Genomic DNA, 21,006 nt, shown 5'->3' with positions numbered 1-21,006 from the left:
GTATTCTTGATCGAAAGGTAAGTGAGCCATGACGCAGACAATCAGTGCCATCAGCGCTATCGCCGCTATCGGCGCAGGAGATACGGCCGTAGGAGCCCCCCTCCACTGTGGTGAGCCCATGACCCTGCGCGAGACCTCCTACGTGGGGTCCTCCTACGGCATGATTCCGCAGCCCTCCGCCGGGTTCGACGTCGAACTCGTCTGGGCCTGCTCGTGCGGCTTCCAGCTCTCGCACGAGGAGCCCGCCGAACTCGCATACCCCCTGTCTCCTGCCCTGCGCCGCGTCGCGGCGGCTGCGGCGGACCTCGAGTCGATCCAGTGGCACCTCGACCAGCTCACCGACGAACTCGAGTCCGCGGTGGTCGAAGCAGCAGACGCCGGTGCGGCGATCGTCGACATCGCCGAGGCCGCGCAGCTGGAGCCCGGCGAGGTGCAGCAGCTCGCCTCGGGAGGACGCCTCCTCGACGTAGGCTAGGCAGCACGCCGGCCCTGACCGGACCGGCCCGCAGCCCTGTCCGCGGGCCGGGTCACGGATCGACGGAAAGGCCACACGCCATGAACGAACCCGCCTGGGTCCAGCACGCCATCTGGTGGCACGTCTACCCCCTCGGGTTCATCGGGGCGGAGAAGGCCGCGACGGCGGAGCCCGCCGCCATGCACCGGCTCCTGGACCTGGTGCCGTGGCTCGACTACGCAGTGGAACTGGGAGCGTCGGGCCTGGCCCTCGGTCCCGTGTTCGCGTCGGAGACGCACGGCTACGACACCACCGACTATTTTCGGATCGACGCCCGCCTCGGGACGTCGGAGGACTTCGACACCCTGGTGCGCGAGGCGCACCGGCGCGGACTCCGCATCCTGCTCGACGGCGTCTTCAACCACACCGGGCGCTCGTTCACCCCGTTCCAGGACGTGCTCACGGACGGTCCGGGAGCGGCGACCGCCTCCTGGTTCACGCTGGACTGGCCCGACGGCGCCGGCCCCGGCACCGAACCGGGCTACCGAGACTTCGAAGGCCACCACCACCTCGTGGCCCTGAACCACGACGAGCCGGCCGTCGCGGACTTCGTCGTCGACGTGATGGAGCACTGGCTCCGGCGCGGCGCGGACGGCTGGCGGCTCGACGCGGCCTACGCCGTCCCGGCGCGGTTCTGGGCCTCGGTGACCGCCCGCGTCCACGCGTCCCACCCCGACGCCTACTTCGTCGGCGAGTACATCCACGGCGACTACGCCTCCGAGGTCCGGGACGGCGGCCTCGATTCAGCGACCCAGTACGAACTGTGGAAGGCCGTGTGGAGCTCGCTCAACGACGCCAACCTCTTCGAACTCGCCGCCGCGCTGGAGCGGCACAACGCGCTGCTCGGATCCTTCGCACCGCTCACGTTCCTCGGCAACCACGACGTCACACGGATCGCGAGCAGGCTCACCGACCCCGCCCTGCTGCCGCACGCCGTCGCCGTCCTCCTCACCGTGGGGGGCACACCGTCCATCTACTACGGGGACGAGCAGGGCTACCGCGGCATCAAGGAGGACAGGGCAGGGGGCGACGACGACGTCCGGCCACTCTTCCCACCCGCGCCCGGGAACCTCTCGCCCGTAGGACGGCCCGTCTTCGACGTGCACCAGGAGCTCATCGGCGTCCGGCGCCGCCACCCCTGGCTGCACCGCGCGAGGACCGAGGTGCTGCAGCTGTCCAACGAGGTGCTCGCGTACCGCGTCGCGGTCGAGGGCCCGGAAGCCCTCGTGGTCGCACTGAACCTCTCCTCCGATGCCCAGCCGGTTCCGGCTACGGGGCCGCTGTCCGTACTCGCCGGACAGGCGACCCTCGACGCGTCCTCCGGCAGGGCGACCCTGCCGCCCCGGGCCTGGGCCGTCCTCGGCTGACACCTGGGCTGCCGTTCGGGAACCCGAGCGACGTCGGCGCGGGAACCGGGGATAATGAAACTCCACGCCGCACTGCAGAGGAGGGCCGCATGAGTCCGGAAGACCTGTCCCGTGACACCGATACGGTCGATTTCACACCCTGGCCGCGTCCTGTTCCGCAGCAGGTGCTCAACGGCCTCAAGAAGCTCCTGCTGGTGGCGGCACTCCTCGTGGGCTTCCACCAGCTCGTCCCCTCGACGACTCTGGGATCGTCACTGAGCAGCACCTTCACCCTCCTGGTGGTGATGTCCTGGCTCGGACCCCTGGCCCGGATCCTGGCGGCACGGCCCTGGGCGCGGAAGGCTGCCGAGGAATAGGCCATCCTCGGACACGCTGCGACGAAAGAGGCGAGGCTCCTGCAGGAGCCTCGCCTCTTCCGAACCGTGGAGCTTAGGGGAATCGAACCCCTGACCTTTTCATTGCGAACGAAACGCTCTACCAACTGAGCTAAAGCCCCGGATACCACTTCCGAACACCAACACTGTACCCAAGAGGGTGGCGTTAGCCCAAAGCGGCGCACGAACCGGCACGGCCTCCGGAGTGTCAGCCTGTGGGAGTAGCCTTTGCACCATGTCCAGCAATCCCTCCCAGGCGGCGCCTGCCCCGCTCCAGAACGACGTCCGGCCTTGGCCGGCCCTGTGGTCGCTCGTCATCGGGTTCTTCATGATCCTCGTCGATTCGACCATCGTGTCCGTCGCCACGCCTGCCATCATGGAGGGGCTCGGTGCAGGCATCGACAGCGTCATCTGGGTGACGAGTGCCTACCTGCTGGCCTACGCCGTCCCGCTGCTCGTCACGGGCAGGCTCGGAGACCGCTTCGGACCGAAGCGGGTCTACCTCGTCGGCCTCGTGGTCTTCACGCTCTCCAGCGCGTGGTGCGGACTGTCCGGAACCGTGGAGATCCTCATCATCGCCCGTGTCCTGCAGGGGCTGGGCGCCGCGCTCATGACCCCGCAGACCATGTCCGTCATCACGCGGATCTTCCCGCCCGAGGGTCGTGGCGCTGCCATGGGCCTCTGGGGGTCCGTGGCCGGTGTCGCGACACTCGTCGGGCCCGTCCTCGGCGGGGTGCTCGTCGACTCCGCCGGATGGGAATGGATCTTCTTCATCAACGTCCCCGTGGGCGTGGTGGGATTCATCCTCGCCGCACGCCTCGTTCCCACCCTCCCGACGACGTCCCACCGTTTCGACATGCTCGGGGTGTTCCTCAGCGCGGCCGGCCTCTTCTGCCTCGTCTTCGGAATCCAGGAGGGCGAGAGCTACGACTGGGGCACCATCGCCGGCCCCCTCTCCGTGTGGTCGCTCATCATCACCGGCATCCTCCTGCTCGTCGCCTTCGTCGCCTGGCAGAGGTTCAACCGCGGAGAGCCGCTGGTCCCCCTCACGCTGTTCCGCGACCGCAACTTCTCCCTCGCCAACACGTCCATCACCGCGATGGGCTTCTCGATCACCACCATGTCGCTGCCGCTCATGCTCTACGCGCAGACGGTGCGCGGTCTCTCGCCCACGCAGGCAGCCCTCCTGCTGACCCCGATGGCCGTCATCTCGGGTGTCCTCGCCCCGTTCGTGGGCAAGTACGTGCAGCGCAGCAATCCGAAGTACATCGCGATCGCCGGCTTCGCCGGGATGTCCGCAGCCCTCTTCTGGATGGGCTCGATCCTCACGGCGGACGTCCCCATCTGGCAGCTCCTGCTCCCCATCTCCCTGCTCGGCTTTTCGAGCGCAGGGATCTGGGCGCCGGTGTCCCTGACGGCCACACGCAATCTCGCACCCTCCCTCGCCGGAGCGGGCTCCGGCGTCTACAACACGACCCGCCAGATGGGCGCCGTCCTGGGCAGTGCCGCCGTCGCAGCCGTGATGCAGTCCCGGCTGATGGCCAATCTCGGAGGCGGGGGCATCAGTGCGACACCCGGAACGGCCCTTCCCGAGGAGGCGAAGGCGGGGTACGCCCTCTCCATGGGGCAGTCGCTCTACCTGCCCGCCATCGTGATCATCGTCGGTTTCGCGGCAGCCCTGTTCTTCGCGAGGCCCCAGCAGAACCGCGTATGGGAGAGTGACGCCGGTGCCGCCCGCGGTCCCGGCACCCATCCGGCGCCGGCCGACCGGCAGCGGGAAGCGACAGCGGCCGACACCTGAGCTGTTGCCTCAGGGAACTACCGGTAGTCTTCTCGCATGGCTGATGAGATGAAGGACATCGAGAAGGATGCGGGCACCCCGGAGGCGAAGGAGGTGTCGGACGATTTCGTCGTCCGGGAGCACACCTCCCCCTCCGGCCTGAAGTACACGACGACGACCGGACGTCTCGTGCTGCGGCGCGAGGAGACGAAGGACGGCAAGGCTGACGGCTTCAAGCCGAAGGCCGAGATCTTCGTCGTCGCGTACACGAAGCAGGATCCCGAGCCCGGGCGCCCCGTGACCTTCGCCTTCAACGGTGGCCCCGGCTCCGCGTCCGTATGGCTTCACCTGGGCCTGCTGGGGCCGCGCCTCGTGGACTCCGGCGACGCCGGGACCATGACACCCGCGCCCTTCGGGCTCGTCGACAACCCCGACAGCCTGCTCGAGTCGAGCGACCTCGTCCTGATCGATCCCGTGAACACCGGCTTCTCCCGCGTCGTCGAAGGTGAGAAGGCGGACGAGTTCCACGCGTTCGTGCAGGACCGGGACCTCGTCGCGGAGGTCGTCCGGCTCTGGACCACGCGCAACAACCGCTGGCTCTCCCCCAAGTACCTCGTCGGGGAGTCCTACGGGACCCTGCGGGCCGTTGCGGTGGCCGGGCGGCTCTTCGACGCCTACGGCATGGCGGTCAACGGACTGGGCCTCATCTCGACGGTGCTCAACATGTCCACCCTGCGGTTCTTCCCCGGGAGCGACCTCCCCTACGCGCTGCATCTGCCCACCTATGCCGCCATTGCGCACTACCACGGCCGGCACGGCGACCGGGAGCTCACGGACGTGGTCCGCGAGGCCGAGGAGTACGCGGCCCGGGACTTCGGCTACGCGCTGACGCAGGGCACGCGGCTGACGCCGGAGGAGTACGACGAGGCCGTCGCGCGCCTGCATGCCATCACCACCCTCGACGAGGGCTTCATCCGCCGCACGAACCTCCGCTGGGCGTACCACGAGTTCGCCGCGGAGCTCCTGCGGTCCGAGGGCCTGTCGGTCGGCCGCATCGATGGGCGGTTCGCGGCACGGCCCGAGAACCTGCAGTCGTCCGACTCCTTCGACGATCCGAGCCTCCGGGCCATCACGGGGCCCTACTCGGCCGCCATGAACCACTACGTCCGGGCCGAGCTCGGCTACGAGAACGACCTCCCCTACGAGATCCTGACCGCCCGCGTGCAGCCCTGGAGCTACAGGACGTTCGAGGGTGCGCCCGTGGACGTCTCGGGCGTCCTCGAGCGGCTCCTCGCCCACAATCCCACGCTGCGGGTCCACGTGGACTACGGCTACCACGACGGCGCGACGCCGCACTTCGCCGCCGAGTACGTCTGGGCGCACATGAACCTCGACGAGGCCGCGCGCGCCCGGTTCACGCACCACTACCACGAGGCCGGACACATGATGTACCTCAACCCCGTAGCACGGGACGCCCAGCTCCGGGCCCTGCGGGCCTTCGTCACCGAGGGGCAGACGGGCCAGGGATAGTAAGTAGGATGATGATAACGACCGCGACAGCCGACGCCGGTCACCGACCGTAAGGACATCACCATGCTGAAGAGGATCATCTGGGCCCTGGTGCCCATCGTCGCGTCCCGCGTGCTGAACAAGCGCCGCACCACCCAGCAGCCGCGGGCCAACAAGACTCGGTACAAGGGCACGTACGGCAGGTAGCACCAGCGGGCTGCACGGAAGGGGCTTGGTCATCGCACTGCGCGACGAGGACGGCTTCGCCGACATCCGCTCCTATGCCGCGATCGGTGACGGGCGCACGGTAGCCCTGGTGTCGCTCGACGGATCCATCGACTGGTATCCCACACCGGACCTCGATTCCACGCCGGCCTTCGCCCGCCTGCTCGATGCGGGCGAAGGCTTCCTGGCCCTGGCACCCACGGCGGAGTTCACGGTGGAACGCCGGTACGCGGACGGCTCGAACGTCCTCGAGACGACCTACACCACCGCGACCGGCACCGTCCGCGTCACCGACTCACTGAATACCGGCGTGGCCGGCAGGCTGCCCTGGGGCGAGCTCGCCCGCCGGGTGGACGGCGTGACGGGACGTGTGGAGATGGCATGGTGCGTCACGCCCGGCACCTGCTTCGGCTCCGCCTCGCCCTGGCTCGACAACGGGCCGGAGCACCCCGTCCTCCGCATCGACGCCGTCGGTCTCGGTGTCCTCGGCATCGACCACGGCCTGAAGACACCGGAGGGCCGCTCCGTCGAGGGAGCCTTCACGACGTCGGCCGGATCGCGGCACCTCGTCGCGGTGGTCTCCACGCACGGCGAGCCGCTGCCGCTCCCCGACCCGCGGACCATCGACGACGGCGTGGACCGCACCATCCGCAACTGGCAGGCCTGGTCGGACAACTTCGCGTACGACGGCGATTACCGGCACGCCGTCCTGCGCAGCGCCCTCACCCTGAAACTGCTGCTGCACAGCCCGTCCGGGTCGATCGCGGCCGCCGCGACGACCTCCCTGCCCGAAAGCGCAGCCGGCGGCAAGAACTGGGACTACCGCTATGCGTGGGTACGGGATACCGCCTACACGCTGCATTCGCTGACCCGCGCAGGGCTCCGCGAGGAGGTGCATGGTGCCGCGTCCTGGATGCTCAAGAACCTCCGGTCCCAGGGCTCCGACCTTCAGGTGTTCACCCACCTGAACGGCAGCATCCCCGAGGGTACCCGTCGTCCGGACGCCACGGGCTGGCGCAACAACGGTCCCGTGGTCGACGGGAATCCGGCGGCGGGGCAATTGCAGCTGGGCGTCTTCGGCGACGTGTTCGACATCGTCTGGCAGTATGTCCAGGCCGGTCACGTGCTCGATCCCGCGACCATGCGGCAGCTCGCCGACCTCGCGGACCTCACCTGCGATGTCTGGCAGCGCCGCGACGCCGGCATGTGGGAACTGCCGGAGGAACGGCACTACGTCACGTCCAAACTGGGCTGCTGGAACGCACTGCGCTGTGCCGTGCTGCTCGCGGAGCACGGACAGTTGCAGGGCCCCGTGCAGCGATGGTCCGCGGAGCGCGACCGCATCCGGGACTGGGTGCACGAGCACGGCTGGTCGGAGGAGCGGCAGAGCTACATCTGGTATCCAGGGACCACGGAGCTGGATGCCTCGATCCTCCTGCATGCGATCAGCGGCTTCGACACGGGACCGCGCATGTCGTCCACCATCGACGCCCTGCGCGAGGAACTCGGCGCGGGTCCACTGCTCTACCGGTACAGCGGCATGCAGGACGAGGAGGCGACCTTCGTGGCCTGCGCCTACTGGGCGGTCTCGGCGCTCGTCGCCGTCGGCCGCCGTGACGAGGCGGTGGACCTCATGGAAGAGCTCCTGCCCCTCGCGAACGACGTCGGCATCATGTCGGAGATGATCGAGCCCTCCGACAACTCGTTTATGGGTAACATCCCCCAGGGTCTGAGCCATCTCGCACTGATCGTGGCGGCCCTGTCCATCTCGGGCAAGTCCTGAGGGTCACCTCGTGGTGAAGTAAATCCACACGCCGATGACCCAGGTGGTCCCGGCGAGGCAGGCGAGGGCCAGTTCGGCGAGGATGCCGAGCCCCGTCGCCTTCAGCGCGTGGAGGCTCGACGTGAGCGCCGCCCCGGCGTCGCGCTGCCGCACGTACTCGCTGGCGAACAGCCCGAGGGCGAACCCGACGAACAGGCCGACGACGGGGATCACGAACATGCCGACGATCCCGGCCAGGACTCCGATGGTCACGGACCTGCCCGGGATGGAACGCTTCTTGAGGGTCCGTCCGGTGAGGACGAGGCCCGCAGCGAGACCGGCCGCCGCGAACACCGTGCCGATCGAGAACACCGCCCAGCCCTCGGTGCTCGTGACCGTGAGCGCCCAGGCGAGGAGCGACACGATGATCAGGATGCTCCCCGGCAGGACCGGGACCACCACTCCCGCGACACCGACGGCGATCAGCGCCCCGCAGACGACCGTCATGAAAACCTGTAAATCCATGACCCCAGTCTTGCATCCCGTACGCGGCACGACGCGGGCACCGGCCCGATCGATGAACGCCGTGGAATACTGGAGGAAATACTAAGGCAACTTAGGGAGCCTTCGGGCCCTGACATCAGGAGGACCAGTGAGTACACCAGGAACAGGGAACACGGACGGCGACCGCGGGGCGGGGGCCCGGCGCGCCGACGGCCCCGACAACCCCACGGAACTGATCGACACCGGACGGTCGGGCTCAGGCGCCAGCAGTGCCGGACGTGCCGACAGCACCCCTGCCGACGGTCGCGGGACCGGCGCGACACGGGCCGGTGCCCACGACGGGGGGAGCGACTACGTGCCCGGCGCCTACTCGTCGGAGGACGACACCAGCGGCGACTACGTCCCGGGTATGTACTCGGACACCTCGGACAGCACTCCGACCCGCGCGTACACCCCGGCGCCGATCTCGGCCTCGCGCGATGCCTCGCCGCGCAACGAGGACACGACGCCCCAGACGCAGGTCGTCCCGGTGACGGCCCCCAAGCGGTCTGCCCGCGCCGACGCCGACGACCGGGGCCGCGAGCGCGACGTGCGAAGCACATCCGCGGGATCCGGGGTGCCGAGCCTCGAGGACCGCAAGCTGCTCCATCGACGCGAGAAGGAGCACTTCGGGGGCATGAAGTTCGGCTCGGCGTTCTTCGGCTGGCTCACCGCGACCGGGATGTTCGTCCTCCTGTCGGCACTCGTCGGCGCACTGGCTGCGCTCTTCGGCGTCGGCGCCGACCTCTCCCCCGCGGACGTGAGGATCGGATCGGGCGAGGCGCAGACCGCGGGCCTGACGGCCGCCGTGGTCTTCGGCGTCATCCTCCTGCTCTCCTACTTCGCCGGCGGGTATGTCGCAGGGCGCATGGCGCGATTCAGTGGCGTGAAGCAGGGCGTCGCGGTCTGGCTCTGGGCCATCATCGTCGCCGTCGTGCTCGCCATCATCGGTTTCATCGTCGGCAACCGGGCGAACATCACCGATCGGTTCCAGAACCTCGGCGTCCCCTCCGCCCAGGAGCTTACGGGACCCGGACTCATCACCCTGCTCGTGGTCGCCGCCGTCGCACTTCTCGGCGCGATCCTGGGTGGCCTTGCCGGGATGCGCTACCACCGGAAGATCGACCGCGCCGACTTCGACGCCCTCGACGCCGAGTAGCACGCGCGCCGGCAGGACCAACGGAACAGCCCCGGACGCGAGTCCGGGGCTGTTCCGTCGTTCGGGTGCTGCGCGGCTCAGGGCGAGGGCATCCCGCCGTTGACGTTCAGCGTCTCACCGAGCACGTAGCTCGCCTCGGACGACGCGAGGAAGACATACGCGGGGGCCAGCTCGGTGGGCTGGCCGGCGCGGCCCAGCGGCGTGCTCTTGCCGAACTCGGGCAGGGCCTCCTTGGGCTGGCCGCCCGAGATCTGCAGCGGCGTCCAGATGGGACCCGGCGCCACGGCGTTCACGCGGATGCCCTTGGGTGCGAGCTGCTGCGCGAGCCCCTTCGTGAAGTTGTTGATCGCTGCCTTGGTGCTCGCGTAGTCCAGGAGGGTCGGCGATGGCTCGTAGGCCTGGATGGACGTGGAGTTGATGATGGCCGAGCCGGGCTGGAGGTGCTTGAGAGCCTCCCTGGTCACGCGGAAGAACGAGTAGATGTTCGTCTTGAACGTGTGGTCCAGCTGCTCGTCGCTGAGTTCCTCGAGCGATTCGATGGCCACCTGCTTGGCGGCGTTGTTGACGAGGATGTCCAGCCCGCCGAGTGCGTCGACGGCCTGCTGGACCAGCGAGGTGCAGTACTCGGGATCCTTGAGGTCGCCCGGGATGCACACCGCTTTCCGTCCGGCGTCCTCGATGATGCCCTTGATGACTTGGGCGTCCTTCTCCTCCTCGGGCAGGTAGGACAGGGCGACGTCGGCACCCTCGCGTGCGTAGGCGATGGCGACGGCCGCCCCGATACCGGAATCGGACCCGGTGATGAGCGCCTTGCGCCCCTCGAGGCGTCCCGTCCCGCGGTAGGACGTCTCGCCGCGGTCGGCCTTGGGCGCCAGCTCGGCGTCGAGCCCCGGTTCCGGGGACTGCTGCTCCGGGGGCGCGATGCTCTCGAACCGCGTGACGGGATTCTGGAAGGTGTACTGGTCGGTCGATCCTGATGTGCTGTCGGAGGTCATAGGTGTTCTCCCTGTACAGAATGCGTGTCCTGCGCCGCGTGGGGCGCTCTGGGCTTGTCGACTGGCCGCTGAAGCTAAGCCTACTTATCACCCTAGGCGCGTCGGGATGACCGGACAAGGTCAGCCTCAGGCCCGGATGGGCGGTGGCGCGGCGAGCCGTCGACGCCTACAGGCGCGCAGATACCAGGTCGGATAGCGGGATCCGACGGCGTGGAATCAGAAGACGATTGAGAAGAAACCCGCGCCGACGCTGAGGATCATGGCCGCAACGACGAGCCAGACGATCGGGGTACGGAGCTTGCGCATGGTGTCCATAGTGGGCCCAGTCTAGTCGCCGCGTCGTCGGGGCGCCCCTGCGGAATCTTCATCGGGGTCAGGGCGCGCCGCGACCGCCTAGGCCCGGCCCCTGGTGGGAGACTCCACCCAGTGCTGCCAGTTCACGAGGTCGACGGAGGGCGCATCATGCTGCTGGTCATGTCGAGAGAGGATCGCGCGTGCCTCTGTCGGCAGGTTCACGGAATGGTCGCAACTCAGGGGCAGCACGGTCATGACCAGTTCAGCGCCGGCACCCGCGGTCAGGGCGTCAAGGTCGACGATCCACGGTGCGCTGTCCCAGAAACGGTCGGCGACCACCCTGTTGTCGACCGTCAGTTGTGCGATGTCTCCTGTCCACTCGATCTCCAGTTCGCGTCGTCCGTGCCCCTGCCCATGAGGGACGTCGATCCTGTATGAGGCTCCCAATCTTCTAAGGTCCTCCTGGGAAGGGGCACTCGCCCGCCCACCCGATTCACCATAGCTCCCCGGCACCTGGCGGGCCGGCCGCAGGAGCGTGACCGGGAGCTGGTGTCGGCCGGCAGGGCTCTGCGGAGGTCGAGCCAGCACGGGGACGAAGGCATGGGCCGACGGCTGATAGCGGTGAGCGTCCGGTTCCGGTACTGGAGAGCGCCCGTGCAGGACACCGTCCACGTCACGCCAGACAGGATGGTCCGAGAGCACCACTTGCCGTTCCGCGCCGTCGCCGAGTACCCAGACGCGGTCCGCGTCCGCGGCGGGCAGCACGACGACGTCGATGTGCGTCGTCGGTGTGGAGCACCGGTACACCTGCATCCGGGTGACGGTTCCCGGTCCGGTTGACGCGTCGCCTTCGCTGTCCCCGTAGGGAGTGACGGTGACGCCGTCGGCCCACTTCCACGTCAGCGGGATGTCGTACTCGGCCGTGAGAACGAGGACGGTGATCGTTCCGTCCTGCAGCGTGGTCAGCGGTGAAGCGGTGGCCCATTCGAGCTCGACGCCGTTGATGACCAGACCCAGGGGCCAGTGTGCGAGGGTTCCGGAGGGGATCGCCACGGCGCCGCGTGGGAAAAGCGTGCGCTTGTCACCCATCGTCACGTCGAACCGGGCGTCCTCATACGTGTTCAGCGGAACGTGGGGCTGATGCCATGTGATGAAGAGAAAGGCACTTTGCCCGTCGCTCCGCAGCGCCCACCGAAGAGTCGTGACGTCGTCGACCCCGGCCGGTCCCCGAGGTGGGAGCTTCGACTCCATGGGACCCAGCGACGAGCCGAAGGCGTCCAGGAAAGCATGCTGGCGCCGTAGCAGGGTATGGCTCGAGTTGAGCCGCCCCGAGGCGCCGATAGGAGCATGGAAGTCGTAGTCGTACTGGGGCAGGTCGTTGGGGTATCCGCTGTCGTGGGATTCCTGCAGCGGGGTCGTGTAGGAGTGGTCTGCGCTGGAGGGGTTGATCCCTCCGGTGTACATGTAATAGCCCTGCCACGCGGAGCCGCTGCCGATCTTGTTGTGGGCGACGGCGGCGATGTCGAGCCCGGTGGGACGTGGCCGCCGATGGTAGGCGGTGGCCATCCCTCCCCCCAGTTCGCAGGTTGCCGGCGGGTAGGGACTCTGCGCCGACGACGAGGTGCGGGGAGCGGTGCGGAGGTCCGCGCCGATGCCGGGGTCGTCCCACTCGTGGGAGAAGAAGAAGTGCGCGCGGAAGCTCGGGTCCCACGGTTCATCCGCGTCGACCCAGAAGCCGTCCCCATACCCACCGAACAGGGGGATGACGTCCTCAAGGGGCAGGTCCGCGCTGCCCCACGCCGTCGCCGTGTAGAAGGGGGCGGTGATGCCGCTGTCGATCGCCAGCCGCTTGAGCGTGCTGATGTGGCCTGGCTGGTCATACAGCTCGTTCTCGAGTTGGACGGCCAGCACGGGGCCCTCGGGCCCGCAGAAGGGTGCCACCTGGGAACCGAGCTGTCGTAGCCACGGTTCGACCAGTGCCAGGTACGCAGGATCGTCGGTGCGGTGCCGCACCGGGGCGTCCTGGACCCAATCGGGGAACCCTCCGTTGCGCACTTCTCCGTGACACCAGGGGCCGATCCGCACGACGACGGCCAGGCCGAGCTCCGCGCACAGGTCGATGAAGGCTGCAATGTCGAGCCTGCCGGCGAATGACACGGCATCCCGCTGAGGCTCGTGATGAATCCAGAACGCATAGGTCGCCACGACCGTGATTCCGCCGGCCTTCATGAGGTTGAGGCGATCCCGCCACTGGTCCCGGGGGACGCGGCTGTAATGCATCTCGCCGGACACCGGGATCACTGGGAGCCCATCGCGCTCCATGGACCACGGCGTCATCCGGTACCGGGACGGCTCACCCTGAAGGGGAGGCTGAGGCTTCCCGGTCGTCCGCGTGGATCGTCCATCGATCGTCAGTGGTGCGGGTTGCGCATCGGGCATCATCGGTACCGGCTTCCCGCCGGCCTCTCGGCCGGCTTTCGTTCGTCGGGCGTCCTACAGAACTCAGCGTAAGGGGAGCTGCAGAGGATCCTTCGTCACCAGCGCCGGCTCCAACGCCCTCCAGACAGCGTGCAGGCGAATCTCGAAGTACGCGGCCCGATCGAAGGGTCAGCACCTGACAGAAGGTCAATTCTTGGCAATTCATTTGGAGTCTCAAAAGGGGTGTTAAGCGCCTGTTTCATCAGTCCTTTCTTATTGTCCGCGCGGACAGCGCCGTTTCGTGCACGCGGTTTACAGTCTGTATGGTCGGTGACGACCGGCATTCTCTTCTCGCCGACTTCGGCGACACCCCTTAGGGTTGGTGAGAGCATCGCCATGGTTCTCGTCTCGAGAAAGCTGCCAATCGTCCGCCGAGTAAAGGATCAGACATGCCGAACCCTGTAGTCGTTGGTGTTGACGGCAGCAGAACTGCCTACAAAGCGGCGGAGGTCGCCCGGAACCTCGCCGTCGCTCTCAACGCCCCACTACTTGTCGTCTCTGCGTTCGACAGCGATCGCACCGAGGTGCGACGCACTGGAAATGAGGAGTTCATTATCTCTGCAGCTGGCGATGCTGAAAGAGCAGCGGAGCGAGTTGTTCAGAGCCTTCAGGGTCACGGCGTCGAGGTAACTCACTCCATAGCTCATGGCAAACCAGCCGACGCGCTAGTTGAGGAAGCCGCCCGGGTGGAGGCACGAATGATAGTAGTAGGAAATCGCCGCATGCGAGGCGTGGGCCGAGTGTTAGGAAGCGTAGCAAATAGCGTTGCTCACAGCGCCACATGTGATGTGTACATCGCCAACACCTACGACGCTGAATAGGTTGTCGACCAATGCTGAACCTGAAGTGTCTCTAGTCGGCACGAACTCTGACGGGTAGGGATTCCCAGGCCCGGAGCGTGTTGTTGTGGTGCCTGCGGGTCTGTCCGGAGATCTCAATAGTGGTAATCCTTCTGGCTAGAGCGCTGAGAAGCGTGGAGGCTTCCAGGCGGGCGACGTGCTGGCCAACGCATTGGTGGATGCCGAAGCCGAAGCCGACGTGGCCGGAGGGGTCCCTACTGAGGTCGAACTCGTCGGGATTTTCCCAGCGCCTGGGGTCACGATTGGCTGATCCCAGGAACATGAGGATTTTTCGGCCCTCAGGGATGACTGTTCCGCCAACTTCGATGTCTCTCGTAGTGGTCCGGAAGAACGTCTGCACGGGTGATTCAAACCGCACGGCTTCGTCGAACGCGGTGCGCACCAGCCCCGGGTTTTCGCGTAGTCGGGTCCACTGCTCGGGGTTGGTTGCGAAGGCGTAAATCAGTGCAGCGAGGCCGTTGACGGTTGTGTCCACTCCGGCCGTGAGCAACGAGCGGACGATTAGTGGTGCTTGGGCTTCTGTGATGTCTCCTCTGTCTGCGGCAGCCCAGATCTGGGCCCCGAACCCGTCAGGGGTAAGCACTTCGCGTGCGCACTGGGCGGCGATCGATGTGGACAGCTCGGCGACACGGGGGGCGCCTTGGGCTACCAGTTCGTTGGCCGGCCCGAAGGCGTTGAAGGCGTGGTTCCCGTAGGGCAGAAGATCCTCCCGGCCCTTGTGGGGTATGCCGACGGCGTCGGGAAAGACGCGGAGGGGGAAGGCTGCGGCAAGGTCGGCGACGGCATCGAATTCCGTGCCATTGGCCAGCAGCTGATCGATGAGGTTCTCGGCGTCTGCGGCCCAGGACTCGGAGAGCCGACGGATTTCACGTGGTCCGAGGATCTTTGTGAGTATCGCGCGGGGGGCGTCGTGGTGCGGCGGGTCGGCTTCCAGTAGCAGGCTTGGGGGCCGCCACGGCTTTTCGTAGCGAAAATTGCTCAGGCCGACACCGGCCGCGGATTGGAATGTTTGCCAGTCGGTCAGGGCCGCGTGGACTTCTTCGTAGCGGCTCAGGGCATAGACGTCGTACTTCTTGAGGTACACAACCGGCCCGGCGGCGCGGAGCTCGGCTTGGAAGGGCAGCGGATCCTCCAGGACGTCGTAACTGAAGGGGTCGACGTCACTGACAGGGGTTTCGAAGGTGGCAACCGGGGAAGTCATCGTTGGTCCTCTCGCAGGGAGCGTGTCAAAGGTCAAGTACGAGGCGGTCGCTGCACGAGCGCGAAACGCAGGGGAACATGCAGTGCCCGGCAGCGCGGTCGGCGTCGTTGAGGATGGAGTCGCGGTGATCCGGCTTCCCAGCCAGTACGGCGACCTCGCAGGTTCCGCAGGTGCCCTCTTTGCAGGAGGTCAGCATGCTGATGCCGGCATTCTGTAGGGCGTCGACGATGCTGATCTCGGGGGACACTGTCACGGAGAGCGCCGCCCGGGCCAGCTCCACTTCGAAGGCGTCGTCTCTGGCAGGAGCACTTTGAGCCTTAGCGGCGAAGTGTTCCATTCGCAGGAGACCGATGGGCCAGTCTGCACAATGACGTTCGATCGCGGTCAGCAGGCGTTGCGGGCCGCATACATACACCTTGGTGTCGGTGGCAGGACCGCCGATGAGTTCGTCCAGCCGGCACGGTCCCGACTCGTCTTTTGGCAGCACCACCACACGGTCACCATGCACGGCCAACTCGTCGAGGAATGCCATGGTGGTCCTTGAGCGTCCCAGGTACAGCAACTTCCAGTCAGCACCCAGCAGATCCGCTTGCTGGACCATGGGCACCATTGGGGTGATACCGATTCCGCCGGCAACGAAGACGTACTTCTCCGACGGCACCAGCCGGAAGTTATTCCGTGGTCCTCCCACCGCAACCATCGTTCCGACAGCAAGTTCCTCGTGGATGTATGCCGATCCCCCGCGGCCCTCCGGCTCACGCAGGACAGCAATACGGTAGCTGTGTGCGTCCCACCGATCCCCGCAGAGGGAATACTGCCGGTTGACGCCCGAGGGCAACACAACATCGATGTGCGAGCCCGGCGTCCAATCAGGCAACCTACGCCCGTCGGGATGGGCCAGAGTCAGTGCCACCACGCCATCGGCGGCCTTCTCTTTTGCCGTCACCATCAGCTTGACCTGTAACGGCTCCGTCGCGGAATTCATTCCAGTGAACATCTCAGCTCCTTCGCTCGCTGTTCACTTCAAGAATTGCTCGCGTGTGGCGCCCGTCACCACTGGACTATCAATGGTTGAGAGTGAAGTTCCATCGGAATCTAGCGAAGGGGCGGTGCCGGGTACTCCATGGCGCGGGAAACGGCTGCAGAGGCGGCCTGAAGAACAGCAATCCGGGATCGCGCGGTGTCATCGTTCGGAAGCACTATGGCTAATGCGGCCACAGCGTTGCCACTTGGGTCGCGGACCGGTACGGCGATGCCGGTGGAGTCGGGATGGATGTGCCCTGCCAAAAAGGCGTATCCCTGCCGACGCACCTCGGCGAGGGCGAATCTGAGTTGAGGGGGATTGCTGATGGTCTGGTCTGTAAACATCTTCAGAGGCCGCGCTATGACGCGTTCCTGTTGCTCAACTGGGGCATGGGCCAGTAGAAGCAACCCCGATGATGAAGCGTGCAAGGGCAGCCGCCCTGCAACGCGGGTGTAGTTGATGACCGCACCAGGCGCGGTCAAACGTTCGATGAAGAGGACGTCGTCGCCTTCGAGCACGCCGAGCTGAATGTGCTGGCCGACGATGCCGTGAAGGTCCTCCATGACCGGCATCGCGGCTTCCCGCAGGCTCAATGTCGGTGATGCCCTGGAGGCGACTTCCCACATCCTCACACCAATCCGCACTCCCCTGTCCTTGTCTCGCTCAAGCCAACCGACGCGGCTCAGTTCTTCCACCAACCTCGAAGCCGTCGCGATATGAAGCCCCGATCGGCGGGCAATCTCGGTGATGGTCAGCACCGTATCGCCGGGTCCGAAAGCCTCGACGATCCGGACGGCACGGGAGAGAACAGACTCTCCCCCTTGGGTACGGGGCATGATCACCAGCGTCCTTAATTGCCGAAGCGGTGTCGAGCGCAGCTTCCGCTGTATAAGGCGGCAATCCCACGACAATTCCAGCGAAGCATGTACTGCAATTTCCGTCTAGCCACTGCAGCCATCGGAATAAGGCCACATCAAACTTCCTCGCGGTGCCCGCATAGGTCGCTCAACACTACGCATGGACGTCACTTCACCTATGGGACATGCACTTGCTGCGCCTCAGGGGAGGGCAAAAAGACGCGCGTCCTGATCATCAGCGATGCGATGAGCGCGGACACGAGGAGCAGTGCTGCCGTTGCAAGGAAAACTGCGCGGTACCCGGCTACCAGCGCTTCCACCGACTCACTGTCCTGTTGTCCCAGGGCGACGGTGTAGACGATGGATATGGCGGCAAGTCCAAGTGACCCGCCGACCTGCCCTGATGCACTGGATGCTGCTGCGGCGGCTCCAGCGTCCCGATCCGCCACATTGAACAGCGCAAGGTTCTGGAGGGGAACGATCGAGAAGGCGAAGCCCGAGCCCAGCAGGATCATCCCGGGCAGGACCTCTGTCCAATACGATCCGTCGATGGTGACGCGGCTTAGCCAGAGCAAGCCCACAGCGCTGAGCACCGGACCGAAGACCAGCTGGCGGCGTGGCCCGTGGCGGTCCATCAGCTGGATGGCGAAGTACACGGATGCCATCAGGGCTGCCGTAATGGGCACCGTTGCCAGACCCGCGACCAAAGGCCCCATGTTAAGGACGGATTGCAAGTGGAAGGTGAGGTACAGCATGGTGCCTGTCATTACCGCCCCCATGAGTGCCTGCAGGATGAAGGCTGCCGCTCGATTGCGGTCCTGCAGCACATAGAGAGGAAGGAGCGGTGAGGGTGAGCGCTGTTCTACCTTGACGAAGACCGCGAGCAGAATGAGTCCGAACACGATCGGGGCGAAGGACTGGAATGGTGAAGTGGTGTTCTGGGCGTTGCTGAGACCAAAAACCAGGAGCCCGAAGCCGGTTGAAACGGTGAGGGCGCCAGCGATGTCGTAGCGACCCCTGCTGCGGGAGGCGGGGTTCGACAGCACCCACTGCCCCGCTACGAGCCCAAGGAGGACGAGCGGTACGTTGATCAGCAGGCACCACCTCCAGTCGGCGTACTCTGTGAGCACTCCGCCCAGCAGAAGCCCCAGCACGGAACCTATGCCGGAGAGGCTGCCGAAAACGGCGAATGCCGTGTTCCGTTCCTTGCCGGACGGGAAGGTGACGGTCAGCACCGCCAAGGCGGCCGGAGCCAGCAGTGACGCGGCGAGTCCCTGTCCTCCGCGGGCCAGAAACAGGCTGAGGCCACTCGAGGCGAGACCGCCCCACACAGATGTTGCACCGAACAAGGCCAGCCCGAGCAGGAATGTGCGTTTATGCCCCCAGTGGTCCGCGATCCGGCCACCTAGGAGTAGAAAGGACCCGAATGCCAGGACATAGGCGGTGACCACCCAGTGCCGCTCGGAGTCCGCAAGGGAGAGCTCTTCCTGCGCGCTGAGTAGTGCGACGTTGATGATCGTCCCGTCCAGGACGATCACGAGTTGAGTGAGTGAGACAGTACCGAGCACTATCCAACGGCTGTGCTGCGTCGGCGTGGAAGGCATAGGGGGCCCCTTTCGAGAAAGTTGAAAGGTCCTTGGGTTTCCAGCCCGGATCTCCTGCGCAGGTTTACTGGCAGCGAAACCGCTCCGACAGGGTCGGCTAAGACGAATGGAATGAACCTAGGGCAATCGGGCGGCGCAGGGCAAGTCCGGCCATAGCGCCTAGAGCGGGACGGTGAGAAACTCCTCAAGGAACTCTTTGATCAGCTCAGCCTGCGAAAACGCTGCCGGCCGGTACAGGGCCTGCAGCTGCAGGCCATCGGACAGTGCAACGTATGCTCGGGCAAGCCGGTCCGGATCGTGCCCTTCGCGAAGGGTACCTTCGGCGGCGGCTTCTGTCAGAGCGCGCTGAACGGTCCCGACGATCAGGTCATAACGGCCCTGAAAATAGTCATGGGCCGGGTGCTCGATGTCTGTCGCCTCAGCTGCGAGCATCGCGAACATCTGGGTAAGAGAATCCCCCTGGTCACGGCTTGCGATCTCGACCAGACCGCGCAGCAGATCTATCCCCTCCCTGCCCTCCAAATGCTTGTTCGCGTCGAGGTCACGTCGGAACAGGACCTCCTGCAGCAAGTCGAACTTGGAGGCGAAATGGTGGCGCAGACCGGGCAGGGTCAGTCCTGCCCTCTTCGCTATCTCGCTCATCGACGCACTGACGAAGCCCGCTGTGGAGAACACGCTGAGGGCTGCGGTGACGATATCGTCACGGCGCTTCGCCGTTTTGGCGTACTCCCCTCGGGGTTTCGTTGCTGTTGTGGTCATGCAGCGACCGTATCAGCGCCGCCTCAGGATGAAAACCTTGAGCACCAAAAGTTTTCCTCATAAAAACCTTTTGTGCCTAAGGTTTTGGTGGTAGGTTCACGTTGACCTTGCTGTAGCAAGACATGAGATCCCTTCGAAAGGACCGTGCAATGAAGCACACGCGCACCCTGCGGCTCGCAGCGGCCGTCGTCGCCACCCTGGTTGGTCTGACGGCATGCGCCGGCGAGCAGCCGAGCGATGACGCCACCGCTCAATCCGGTGAACTGAAGTTGGGCGTTGTGAACCCGAACACTTCCTTCGCCCCTTGGGAAGCGGCGTGGGCAATGGAGTCGCCATACCTCCAGGCCGTGTATGACACTCTCCTGCGGGCAGAGCCGGATGGAACCATCGTTGCCGGACTCGCCGACAAGTGGGAATGGGACCAGTCCAAGACGAAGCTGACCCTGACGCTGCGCGACGGCGTCACGTTCAGCGATGGAGCGCCAGTTACTGCTGAAGTTGCTGCCGAAAGCCTGAAGCGGTTTCGCGACGGTACCGCGGCCAACGCCTCCTACCTGACCAGCGTGGCCGACGCGGAGGCGGTGGACGAGAAGACCCTCCTGGTGTCCTTGAAGAGCCCTGATCCGTCACTGCTAACGTCACTGTCCCAGAACGCAGGCCTCGTCGGAAGCCCGGCCATGTGGGAGGACCCGGACGCGTCCAACAATCCCATCGGCAGTGGTCCCTATGTGCTCGACAAGGAAGAGACGATTGTCGGTTCTACCTACGTCTTCGACGCCAAGGAAGGTTACTGGGACCCCGAGTCGGTGCATTACGACAAGATCACCATGAATCTGTACAGCGACGCGACAGCGCTGATGAACGCCATCAAGGGCGGTCAAGTCGACGCTACGGCATCACAGACTCCGACTCAGATTCCGGAGGCCGAAGCCGCCGGATTCAAATCTCAGCTCACCGAAGCTACCTGGGCTGGGTTTGTTCTCGCGGACCGGGAGGGCAAGCTCAACCCGGCCTTGAAGGACGTGCGCGTCCGGCAGGCCATCAACTACGCCTTGGACCGTGAAGGCCTCGTCAAGGGACTTGCGGCAGGATACGGCTCGCCAACGGCACAGACGTTCGACAAGTCTTCCGACGCTTACCTGCCCGAACTCGACGATGCCTACCCGTACGACATCGAGAAAGCCAAGAAGCTTCTGGCAGAAGCAGGCTACGCCAGTGGGCTTGACCTTGTCATGCCCAGCAACAATTTCGTCCCCGAGTCGGAGTTCGCTGTCTACAAGGAACAACTGGGCAAGGCCGGCATCAACGTCACGTGGGAGACCACTGGCGATGACCTGTTCGGCAAGATGCTGGGGGGAACCTGGGCAGCATTCCCGATGGTTCTGGAGACGCCTAAGTCCGGCTGGGCAGGGATCCAGTTCGCCCTGGCGCCATGGGCTCCGTTCAACGTCTTCAAGGGCACGGACCCAAAGGTCATGGAATACATGACGACGCTCGGCACCGCTGAGGGCGAGGAAGCACAGAAGGCCAGCCAGGACCTGAACAGGTACGTCGTGGAACAGGCGTTGTTCGCACCGGCTTACCGGGCTCAAAGCGCTTTCTTCACCAAGCCCGGCATCTCGGTCGAACTCCAGTCCGACAACGGCATGCCTTACCTCTGGAACATCAAACCCGAAAGCTGAGCGAGCGGCCGGGGGCGGC

Annotated in this window: 18 protein-coding genes and 1 tRNA gene; 10 read left to right on the top strand and 9 right to left on the bottom strand. The window is 65.8% G+C overall.

The window, feature by feature from the left end:
• The first annotated feature begins 28 nt into the window (after nt 1-28).
• From P5G52_RS04725 to P5G52_RS04715, 3 genes are all read left to right on the top strand, one after another.
• Nucleotides 29-475, top strand: coding sequence for a hypothetical protein (locus P5G52_RS04725; protein WP_301225137.1), 447 nt, complete (start codon nt 29-31; stop codon nt 473-475).
• Between the two features lie 80 nt (nt 476-555).
• A complete protein-coding gene (locus P5G52_RS04720) occupies nt 556-1,881 on the top strand; it encodes an alpha-amylase family glycosyl hydrolase (RefSeq protein WP_301225135.1) in 1,326 nt (441 codons plus the stop codon).
• Between the two features lie 89 nt (nt 1,882-1,970).
• Nucleotides 1,971-2,237 carry a hypothetical protein gene (locus tag P5G52_RS04715; RefSeq protein ID WP_301225133.1) on the top strand — a complete coding sequence of 89 codons (267 nt, stop codon included), beginning with the start codon at nt 1,971-1,973 and terminating at the stop codon, nt 2,235-2,237.
• A gap of 67 nt (nt 2,238-2,304) precedes the next feature.
• Here P5G52_RS04715 and P5G52_RS04710 read toward each other — a convergent pair.
• A tRNA-Ala gene (locus tag P5G52_RS04710) sits at nt 2,305-2,377 on the bottom strand.
• Nucleotides 2,378-2,490: 113 nt separating this feature from the next.
• Here P5G52_RS04710 and P5G52_RS04705 point away from each other — a divergent pair.
• The 4 genes from P5G52_RS04705 (at nt 2,491) to P5G52_RS04690 (ending at nt 7,552) form a co-directional block, all read left to right on the top strand.
• On the top strand, nt 2,491-4,056 hold the full coding sequence (locus tag P5G52_RS04705) for a DHA2 family efflux MFS transporter permease subunit (protein WP_301225131.1): 1,566 nt from the start codon (nt 2,491-2,493) through the stop codon (nt 4,054-4,056).
• 36 nt (nt 4,057-4,092) lie between these two features.
• On the top strand, nt 4,093-5,565 hold the full coding sequence (locus tag P5G52_RS04700; RefSeq protein ID WP_301225129.1) for a S10 family peptidase: 1,473 nt from the start codon (nt 4,093-4,095) through the stop codon (nt 5,563-5,565).
• A gap of 63 nt (nt 5,566-5,628) precedes the next feature.
• Nucleotides 5,629-5,751, top strand: a complete 123-nt coding sequence (locus tag P5G52_RS04695; protein WP_301225127.1) for a hypothetical protein — start codon at nt 5,629-5,631, stop codon at nt 5,749-5,751.
• A 25-nt stretch (nt 5,752-5,776) separates the two neighbouring features.
• Nucleotides 5,777-7,552 (top strand): glycoside hydrolase family 15 protein, encoded by a 1,776-nt coding sequence (locus P5G52_RS04690; protein ID WP_301225125.1) that lies wholly within the window; start codon nt 5,777-5,779, stop codon nt 7,550-7,552.
• A 3-nt stretch (nt 7,553-7,555) separates the two neighbouring features.
• On the opposite strand, the gene P5G52_RS04685 is transcribed toward P5G52_RS04690, so the two are convergent.
• Complete coding sequence (locus P5G52_RS04685; protein ID WP_301225123.1) at nt 7,556-8,056, bottom strand: DUF456 domain-containing protein; 501 nt, start codon at nt 8,054-8,056, stop codon at nt 7,556-7,558.
• 127 nt (nt 8,057-8,183) lie between these two features.
• Here P5G52_RS04685 and P5G52_RS04680 point away from each other — a divergent pair, with 127 nt between their 5' ends.
• Complete coding sequence (locus tag P5G52_RS04680; protein WP_301225121.1) at nt 8,184-9,233, top strand: Yip1 family protein; 1,050 nt, start codon at nt 8,184-8,186, stop codon at nt 9,231-9,233.
• Between the two features lie 77 nt (nt 9,234-9,310).
• On the opposite strand, the gene P5G52_RS04675 is transcribed toward P5G52_RS04680, so the two are convergent.
• Both P5G52_RS04675 and P5G52_RS04670 read right to left on the bottom strand, forming a co-directional pair.
• The gene (locus tag P5G52_RS04675) at nt 9,311-10,228 is read right to left on the bottom strand and encodes an SDR family oxidoreductase (RefSeq protein ID WP_301225119.1); all 918 of its coding nucleotides are present in this window, start codon (nt 10,226-10,228) and stop codon (nt 9,311-9,313) included.
• A gap of 393 nt (nt 10,229-10,621) precedes the next feature.
• On the bottom strand, nt 10,622-12,844 hold the full coding sequence (locus P5G52_RS04670; RefSeq protein WP_301225117.1) for a beta-galactosidase: 2,223 nt from the start codon (nt 12,842-12,844) through the stop codon (nt 10,622-10,624).
• A gap of 545 nt (nt 12,845-13,389) precedes the next feature.
• Here P5G52_RS04670 and P5G52_RS04665 point away from each other — a divergent pair.
• Nucleotides 13,390-13,821 carry a universal stress protein gene (locus P5G52_RS04665; RefSeq protein ID WP_301225115.1) on the top strand — a complete coding sequence of 144 codons (432 nt, stop codon included), beginning with the start codon at nt 13,390-13,392 and terminating at the stop codon, nt 13,819-13,821.
• Between the two features lie 31 nt (nt 13,822-13,852).
• Here P5G52_RS04665 and P5G52_RS04660 read toward each other — a convergent pair whose 3' ends face one another.
• From P5G52_RS04660 to P5G52_RS04640, 5 genes are all read right to left on the bottom strand, one after another.
• The gene (locus P5G52_RS04660; protein WP_301225113.1) at nt 13,853-15,061 is read right to left on the bottom strand and encodes a cytochrome P450; all 1,209 of its coding nucleotides are present in this window, start codon (nt 15,059-15,061) and stop codon (nt 13,853-13,855) included.
• A gap of 25 nt (nt 15,062-15,086) precedes the next feature.
• Nucleotides 15,087-16,058 (bottom strand): PDR/VanB family oxidoreductase, encoded by a 972-nt coding sequence (locus P5G52_RS04655; protein ID WP_301225112.1) that lies wholly within the window; start codon nt 16,056-16,058, stop codon nt 15,087-15,089.
• Between the two features lie 98 nt (nt 16,059-16,156).
• Nucleotides 16,157-16,921 (bottom strand): IclR family transcriptional regulator, encoded by a 765-nt coding sequence (locus P5G52_RS04650; protein ID WP_301228647.1) that lies wholly within the window; start codon nt 16,919-16,921, stop codon nt 16,157-16,159.
• A 197-nt stretch (nt 16,922-17,118) separates the two neighbouring features.
• Nucleotides 17,119-18,546 carry an MFS transporter gene (locus P5G52_RS04645; protein ID WP_301225110.1) on the bottom strand — a complete coding sequence of 476 codons (1,428 nt, stop codon included), beginning with the start codon at nt 18,544-18,546 and terminating at the stop codon, nt 17,119-17,121.
• Nucleotides 18,547-18,705: 159 nt separating this feature from the next.
• On the bottom strand, nt 18,706-19,305 hold the full coding sequence (locus P5G52_RS04640; protein WP_301225108.1) for a TetR/AcrR family transcriptional regulator: 600 nt from the start codon (nt 19,303-19,305) through the stop codon (nt 18,706-18,708).
• A 149-nt stretch (nt 19,306-19,454) separates the two neighbouring features.
• On the opposite strand from P5G52_RS04640, the gene P5G52_RS04635 reads away from it, so the two are divergent.
• On the top strand, nt 19,455-20,987 hold the full coding sequence (locus P5G52_RS04635) for an ABC transporter substrate-binding protein (RefSeq protein WP_301225106.1): 1,533 nt from the start codon (nt 19,455-19,457) through the stop codon (nt 20,985-20,987).
• The last annotated feature ends 19 nt before the right edge of the window (nt 20,988-21,006 follow it).

It is taken from the genome of Arthrobacter burdickii, from assembly GCF_030433645.1.
GTDB classification, from domain to species: domain Bacteria; phylum Actinomycetota; class Actinomycetes; order Actinomycetales; family Micrococcaceae; genus Arthrobacter_D; species Arthrobacter_D burdickii.
This window is presented reverse-complemented; position numbering and strand designations above follow the sequence as displayed.